The organism is Streptosporangium sp. NPDC049644, from assembly GCF_040675205.1.
GTDB lineage: Bacteria > Actinomycetota > Actinomycetes > Streptosporangiales > Streptosporangiaceae > Streptosporangium > Streptosporangium fukuiense.
Map to the genome: position 1 here is coordinate 56,982 of NZ_JBFAOJ010000054.1, position 6,538 is coordinate 63,519.

At 68.8% G+C, this 6,538-nt stretch carries 8 protein-coding genes and 1 riboswitch; of the genes, 4 read left to right on the forward strand and 4 right to left on the reverse strand.

The features are described 5' to 3' along the window. Positions 1-152: 152 nt before the first annotated feature. The 4 genes from AB0J58_RS27165 to AB0J58_RS27180 all read right to left on the reverse strand — a co-directional run bounded on the left by AB0J58_RS27165 (position 153) and on the right by AB0J58_RS27180 (position 2,414). Positions 153-296, reverse strand: coding sequence for a hypothetical protein (locus tag AB0J58_RS27165; protein ID WP_012893136.1), 144 nt, complete (start codon positions 294-296; stop codon positions 153-155). After that, positions 293-1,975: a nitrite/sulfite reductase gene (locus tag AB0J58_RS27170; RefSeq protein ID WP_343967464.1), complete on the reverse strand. Its 1,683-nt coding sequence runs from the start codon at positions 1,973-1,975 to the stop codon at positions 293-295. Before AB0J58_RS27170 ends, AB0J58_RS27165 begins: the two co-directional genes overlap by 4 nt. Before the next feature lie 148 nt (positions 1,976-2,123). Next, on the reverse strand, positions 2,124-2,207 hold the full coding sequence (locus AB0J58_RS27175) for a putative leader peptide (protein WP_350917820.1): 84 nt from the start codon (positions 2,205-2,207) through the stop codon (positions 2,124-2,126). Positions 2,208-2,288: 81 nt separating this feature from the next. Continuing rightward, the gene (locus AB0J58_RS27180; protein WP_343967462.1) at positions 2,289-2,414 is read right to left on the reverse strand and encodes a hypothetical protein; all 126 of its coding nucleotides are present in this window, start codon (positions 2,412-2,414) and stop codon (positions 2,289-2,291) included. A gap of 72 nt (positions 2,415-2,486) precedes the next feature. Between AB0J58_RS27180 and AB0J58_RS27185 the strand changes: the two genes are divergently transcribed. The 4 genes from AB0J58_RS27185 to glyA all read left to right on the forward strand — a co-directional run bounded on the left by AB0J58_RS27185 (position 2,487) and on the right by glyA (position 6,499). Continuing rightward, a complete protein-coding gene (locus tag AB0J58_RS27185) occupies positions 2,487-3,323 on the forward strand; it encodes a TIGR03084 family metal-binding protein (protein WP_364220455.1) in 837 nt (278 codons plus the stop codon). Positions 3,324-3,628: 305 nt separating this feature from the next. Continuing rightward, a complete protein-coding gene (locus AB0J58_RS27190) occupies positions 3,629-4,027 on the forward strand; it encodes a YccF domain-containing protein (RefSeq protein ID WP_364220458.1) in 399 nt (132 codons plus the stop codon). A 77-nt stretch (positions 4,028-4,104) separates the two neighbouring features. Beyond that, on the forward strand, positions 4,105-5,118 hold the full coding sequence (locus AB0J58_RS27195; RefSeq protein WP_364220461.1) for a YihY/virulence factor BrkB family protein: 1,014 nt from the start codon (positions 4,105-4,107) through the stop codon (positions 5,116-5,118). 8 nt (positions 5,119-5,126) lie between these two features. Beyond that, positions 5,127-5,210: riboswitch (ZMP/ZTP riboswitch) on the forward strand. A 32-nt stretch (positions 5,211-5,242) separates the two neighbouring features. Next, entirely contained in the window at positions 5,243-6,499 is a 1,257-nt protein-coding gene (gene glyA / locus AB0J58_RS27200; RefSeq protein ID WP_343967454.1) for a serine hydroxymethyltransferase, read from the forward strand. Positions 6,500-6,538 lie beyond the last annotated feature (39 nt).

Genomic DNA, 6,538 nt, shown 5'->3' on the forward strand with positions numbered 1-6,538 from the left:
TTCGTTCACCCAATCCTCATTCGCCCCGCGGAGCGGTGCGCTCGTCGCGCCGGAACTCGCCGTCTGGACCGTGCGGCTCGCGAGGGCATCGTCGGCCCTCGCGTCGGCCCTCGCGTCGGCTCTCGCGTGGACCGCGTCGGATTCGCCGCGCGTCACGAGCGCACCCCGATTCCGAGAAACTTCAACTTGAAGGCACGTACGCACGACCGGCAGTACCAGCCGCCGTCGCCCTCGTAGGGCTCCAGGTCCTCTTCGCCGCAGTACGGGCAGTGGAAGGGAACCGCTCGCTCGCTCATTTCAGGTCCGCGTCGTCGGCGCGCTGTACCCAGTCGGAGAAGGTCTCGTCGTCCTTCTTCTGCTCCTCGAAGTTGCGCAGCACCCGCTCCACGTAGTCGGGAAGCTCCTCGGAGGTGGTCTTCAGGCCGCGGACCTTGCGGCCGAAGCCCGGGTTGACGCCCAGCGAGCCGCCCAGGTGCACCTGGAAGCCCTCGACCTGCTCGCCCTTGTCGTTGACGACGAGCTGGCCCTTCAGGCCGATGTCGGCGACCTGGATGCGCGCGCAGGAGTTGGGGCAGCCGTTGACGTTGATGGTCAGCGGGTTCTTGAAATCGGGCAGCCGCTGTTCCAGTTCGTCGATCAGGTCGGCCGCGGTGGCCTTGGTCTCGACGATGGCCAGCTTGCAGAACTCGATCCCGGTGCACGCCATGGTCTGGCGCCGGAAGGTGGAGGGGTTGACCTGCAGGTCGCCGGCCTCCAGTTCGGCGACGAGGCTGTCGACCTGGTCGGGGGCCACGTCGAGGATGACCATCTTCTGCTCGACGGTGGTGTGCACCCGGTTGGAACCGTGCCGCTCGGCGATGTCGGCGATCAGGTGCAGCTTGTCACCGTCCAGGCGGCCGACCTTCGGTGCGAAGCCGACGTAGAAGTTGCCGTCCTTCTGCGGGAAGACGCCCACGTGGTCCCTGCGGCCGCCGCGCGGCTGCTCGGGCGCGGGGCCGTCGGGCAGGGCGTGGCCGAGGTACTCCGTCTCCAGGATCTCCCTGAACTTCTCCGCGCCCCAGTCGTTGATCAGGAACTTGATCCGGGCCCGGTGCCGCAGGCGGCGGTAGCCGTAGTCGCGGAAGATGCCGATCACGCCGCCGTAGGCGGGGGCGACCTGCTCGGGGGTGAGGAAGACCCCCAGCCGCTTGCCGAGCATCGGGTTGGTGGACAGGCCGCCGCCCACCCAGAGGTCGAAGCCCCGCTCGCCCTTGTCGTTCACGACGCCCACGAACGCCACGTCGTTGATCTCGTGCACGGTGCAGTGCGCCGGGCACCCGCTCACCGCCGCCTTGAACTTGCGCGGCAGGTTGGAGAAGGCGGGGTCGCCGATGTAGGTGTCGTGGATCTCCTGGATCTGCGCCGAGCCGTCGATGACCTCGTCGGTGTCGATCCCGGCCAGCGGGCAGCCCAGGATGACGCGCGGGGTGTCGCCACAGGCCTCCGTGGTGGACAGGCCCACCGACTCCAGGCGCTCCCAGATGTCGGGGACGGCCTCGATCTCGATCCAGTGGAGCTGGATGTTCTGCCGGTCGGTGACGTCGGCGGTGCCCCGGCCGTAGAGGTTGGAGATGTCGGCGATGACCCGCAGCTGCGCCAGGTCGAGCCGGCCGCCGTCGATCCTGACCCGGAGCATGAAGTAGCGGTCGTCGAGCTCCTCCGGCTCCAGGATCGCGGTCTTGCCGCCGTCGATCCCGGGCTTGCGCTGGGTGTAGAGACCGAACCAGCGCATCCGGCCACGCAGGTCGGAGGGGTCGATGGAGTCGAAGCCCCGCTTGGAGTAGATGTCGATGATCCGCTGACGGACGTTGAGCCCGTCATCGTTCTTCTTGTTCTCCTCGTTCTTGTTCAACGGTTCGCGGTAACCGAGAGCCCACTGACCTTCGCCACGCGGGCGCTTGTGGTGTCGGTTGACCGGCCGGGCCGGGGTCGTCATGTGCGCGTCCTTTTTGAGGCTCGATGGGATGATTTCCGGACGCGCACGGGCGGCACCTCCCGCCTCGTCGTTGAGTGCGGGGGTCGATTACTCAGAGGAGGACGCCTGTTACGCGGCCGAGCTGGGTGAAATCAGCAGAGGGCGACGGTTAACGGACGTCACAACAGATGGCACTGCGGACACGCAGAAGGTCGACGTGGCGTCGCACGACGAGCAATGGGTCCGCTGGCATGTCACCGACGATACCTTGGTGACACTGGATGTCCAATGTCGGGTCCACAATCTGGACGCGAAGCCGAGATCCGGGTCCGGCTCACCCCTGGCGCGGCCAGCCCAGCGCCGGCTCCCTGGGCCTGTCGGCGGGCTTGTGCTGGCAGTCGCACCACGAGCCACCCCGGCACTTCTCGTGCCGCCGCGCCTTGCACTCCTGGCAGATCATGCTTCCATTCTGCGCTGTTCCCTCTAGAACATCGCTCGGTTACCCTGGCCTTGGCCGGAACAGGGAGGCGCCATGGGCCTGGTGGACGAACTGCTGGCGGATCTGCGCGCCGAGACGGTCGAACTCGACGCGATGATCGGAAGGCTCGACGCGCAGGAGTGGGAGCTGGCCACCCCGGCCGAGGGCTGGATGGTGCGCGACCAGATCAGCCATCTCGCCTGGTTCGACGACGCCGCCACCGTCTCCGCCACCGATCCCGACGGGTTCCGCGCCGCCCTGCCCGCCCTCCTGGCCCGTGGCGACTCCGCGGTGGACGAGCTCGCGGTCGCCTCGCGCAGCCTGGCCGCCGGCCAGATACACGACTGGTTCCGCGAGGCCAGGGCCCGCGGTCTGGAGGCCTTCGCCCGGCTGGACGCCGGTGCCAGGCTGCCCTGGTACGGACCCGACATGTCAGTCGCCTCCTTCGTCACCGCGCGCCTGATGGAGACCTGGGCTCACGGGCAGGACGTGGCGGACGCGCTCGGCGTCACGCGCGTGCCGACCACCAGGCTCAGGCACGTGGCGACGCTCGGGGTACGCGCCATGCCGTACGGCTTCGCGGTGCGCGGCCTGAAGCCGCCGGCGCGGCCGGTGCGGGTGGAGCTGACCATGCCCGACGGATCGCCGTGGGCGGCCGGGCCCCCGGGCGTCCCCGACCTGGTCCGCGGCACCATGCTCGACTTCTGCCTCCTGGTGGTCCAGCGCCGCCACCTCGCCGACACGTCCCTGCTGGTACGCGGCGAGACCGCGAGGGCCTGGACGGCGGTCGCGCAGGCCTTCGCCGGCCCCCCGGGCAAGGGAAGAGCACCCCTCGGCCAAGGAGAGAGCCGAACACAAGACCACATCAACCGGACCGAGGACCCCTTGTAAGGGACGCGTCCCCTCCACGGCCTGGAGGGGACCACCCGTAAGGCCGCGCCGGGGACTGGACCGAGGAGAGCGGGCCGTAGGCCGCGCCGGGGACTGGACCGAGGAGAGCGGGGCTGCGAGGTACGAGCGGCCCCGGTCGACGAGGGAAGGAGCCGGGTAGGAGCGGCCGAACCGCGACGCGTCAGCGTCGCCGGCAGTTCGTGAGGTACGAGCGGCCCCGGTCGACGAGGGAAGGAGCCGGGTAGGAGCGGCCGAACCGCGACGCGCCAGCGTCGCCATGGAAACTGCCTGAGATGCTGGTGAATATGCGGACTTTGTTGAATGTCATCTGGTTGGTTTTCGCGGGAATCTGGTTGGCGATCGGCTATGTCCTCGCGGGCATCGTCTGCTGTGTGCTGATCATCACGATCCCGTTCGGTATCGCGTCGTTCCGGATCGCCGCCTACGCGCTGTGGCCCTTCGGCAGGACCGTGGTGCGCGACCCCGACGCGGGGGTGATGTCCACCATCGGCAATGTGATCTGGTTCGTCGTGGCCGGGATCTGGCTGGCGATCGGGCATCTGCTGACCTCGATCCCGCTCTTCCTGTCGATCATCGGAATCCCGCTGGGCCTCGCCAACCTCAAGCTGATTCCCGTCTCCCTGCTGCCGCTGGGCGCCCGTATCGTCGACAGCGACGACGCCGAGGCGTTTTACCACAGATAGCCCGGGCAGGCGGGTGAGATTCGATCGTTGCCCGCCTGGCTCGTGATCAAGCACGGCTGGGAATACCGTTGTGTGGCATGACGTCCACTGATGCCCCGGCCCAGCGGCCCGAACCCGAGCGGAGCCCTTCGCGCGGGCCCGGGACATGGCTGCACACGGGTCTCGGGTGGATCCGCGGCACGGATGTCTGGACCCGGCTGCTGGCGATGCTCGCGTGGATTCGCGGAACCGACCTGTGGGCGCTGGTCACCGCCACCACGAACGCGGGCGTCACCTACCGGGTCACCGGCCTGGCGGGGGAGGCGGCCTTCTTCGCGCTGCTGTCGCTGCCGCCGTTCATGCTCGGCCTGATCGGCGTGCTCGGCCAGCTGACCCGGGTGTTCGGCCCCGAGACCGTCAAGAACGTCAGCGACTGGATCGACCAGCAGGCCCACCTGCTCTTCACGGACAACGCCGTCGACACCGTCGTCACCCCGCTCATCGAGGACGTGTTGAAGCCCGAGAACCAGGTCTCGCTGATCTCCCTGGGCTTTCTGCTCGCGCTCTGGTCGGGCTCGCGGGCGCTGTTCGTCTACGTCGACCTGATCTCGGTCGCCTACGGCCTCGGCGAGGAGCGGGGCATCATCCGCACCCGCCTGATGTCCTTCGGGTTCTATCTCGCGGGCCTGCTGATCGGGCTGGTGGTGATGCCCGTGCTCGTTCTGGGACCCGTCGCGCTGCGCGGCGCCCTGCCGACCGACTACGCCCCGCTGGTCGACGTCCTCTACTGGCCGGTGGTCGTCATCGGCTCGGTGATCTTCCTTACCCTGCTCTACCACGTGAGCGTGCCCGTACGCACGCGCTGGTGGCGGGAGCTGCCCGGAGCGGTGCTCGCCCTCGTCATCTGGATCGTCTGCGCCGCGGTGCTGCGCGCGGTGCTCGCCGCCTGGTTCTCCCCGGTCTCCATCTACGGCTCGCTCGCCGCGCCCATCGCCGTACTGCTCTGGCTCTACATCACCGCGCTGGCCGTGCTCATCGGGGCCACGCTCAACGCCGAGGTCGACCGGCTCTGGCCGGTCGGCGGCGCAGGTCGCGCCAGCCGCATGGGTTAGTCCGCTATCGTCTATGCGGCGACTGGCGCATAGGGTGGGAGAGACCACCGGGGAGCTGAAGGGCGAGAAGGCCGAGCGCCTGGGTCTTCACGCGATGTCGACGATGACAGGGGAGTGAAGGCGCATGAGTGCTCTTTCCAGCGTGGATCCACAGATCGCCGAACTCATCAAGGCCGAGGAGCGGCGGCAGGCCGACACCGTCAAGCTGATCGCTTCGGAGAACTACGTCTCCAAGGCCGTCCTTGAGGCCACCGGAACCGTCCTCACCAACAAGTACTCCGAGGGCTACCCCGGCAAGCGCTACTACGAGGGGCAGCAGGTCATCGACCAGATCGAGACCATCGCCATCGACAGGGCCAAGTCCCTGTTCGGGGTGAACCACGCCAACGTCCAGCCCTATTCGGGCTCGCCCGCCAACCTCGCGATCTACCTGGCCTTCCTGAAGCCGGGCGAGACCGTGATGGGCATGGGCCTGCCCTTCGGCGGCCACCTGACCCACGGCTGGTCGGTCTCGGCCACCGGCAAGTGGTTCAACCCGGTCCGCTACGGGGTTCGCAAGGACACCGGCCGCGTCGACATGGACGAGGTGCGCGAGATCGCCCTCCGCGAGCGACCCAAGGTGATCTTCTGCGGCGGTACCGCGATCCCGCGCACCATCGACTTCCCGGCCTTCGCCGAGATCGCCCGCGAGGTCGGTGCCGTGCTCGCCGCGGACATCGCGCACATCGCGGGCCTGGTGGCCGGTGGCGCCCACCCGTCCCCGGTCGGTTACGCGGACGTCATCTCCACCACCACCCACAAGACCCTGCGTGGGCCCAGGGGCGCCATGCTCATGGCCACCTCCGACGAGCACGCCACCGCCCTCAACAAGGCGGTCTTCCCCGGCCTGCAGGGCGGCCCGCACAACCACACCACCGCGGCCATCGCGGTGGCGCTGAAGGAAGCGGCGACCGACGACTTCAAGGACTACGCCCGCCAGGTCGTCCTGAACGCCAAGGCGCTGGCCGAGGAGCTCAGCGGCCGCGGCTTCGACCTGGTCTCCGGTGGCACGGACAACCACCTCATCCTGTTCGACCTGACCCCCAAGGGCATCGGCGGCAAGCCCGCCGCCCAGGCTCTGGACAAGGCGGGTCTGGAGACCAACTACAACACCGTGCCGTTCGACACGCGCAAGCCGTTCGACCCGTCGGGTATCCGCATCGGCACCGCGGGCGTGACCAGCCGTGGCATGGGGGTCGCCGAGATGCGGCAGATCGGCGCCTGGATCGACCAGGTCGTCACCGCCCTGGCCAAGGACGAGGACGAGGCCAAGCACGTCATCACCCGAGTCCACGGCGAGGTCAGGGAGCTCACCTCCCACTTCCCGGCACCGGGCCTGTGACCGGGCCCTCGCCGGCGCGGTCCCGGGCGTGCCCGGGAC

Excerpts from the sequence above, each read along its gene's own strand:
- AB0J58_RS27180 (WP_343967462.1), bottom strand. The coding sequence starts at position 2,414 with ATGATCTGCCAGGAGTGCAAGGCGCGGCGGCACGAGAAGTGCCGGGGT.
- AB0J58_RS27175 (WP_350917820.1), bottom strand. The coding sequence starts at position 2,207 with ATGCCAGCGGACCCATTGCTCGTCGTGCGACGCCACGTCGACCTTCTG.
- glyA (WP_343967454.1), top strand. The coding sequence starts at position 5,243 with ATGAGTGCTCTTTCCAGCGTGGATCCACAGATCGCCGAACTCATCAAG.
- AB0J58_RS27165 (WP_012893136.1), bottom strand. The coding sequence starts at position 296 with ATGAGCGAGCGAGCGGTTCCCTTCCACTGCCCGTACTGCGGCGAAGAG.
- AB0J58_RS27185 (WP_364220455.1), top strand. The coding sequence starts at position 2,487 with ATGGGCCTGGTGGACGAACTGCTGGCGGATCTGCGCGCCGAGACGGTC.
- AB0J58_RS27170 (WP_343967464.1), bottom strand. The coding sequence starts at position 1,975 with ATGACGACCCCGGCCCGGCCGGTCAACCGACACCACAAGCGCCCGCGT.
- AB0J58_RS27195 (WP_364220461.1), top strand. The coding sequence starts at position 4,105 with ATGACGTCCACTGATGCCCCGGCCCAGCGGCCCGAACCCGAGCGGAGC.
- AB0J58_RS27190 (WP_364220458.1), top strand. The coding sequence starts at position 3,629 with ATGCGGACTTTGTTGAATGTCATCTGGTTGGTTTTCGCGGGAATCTGG.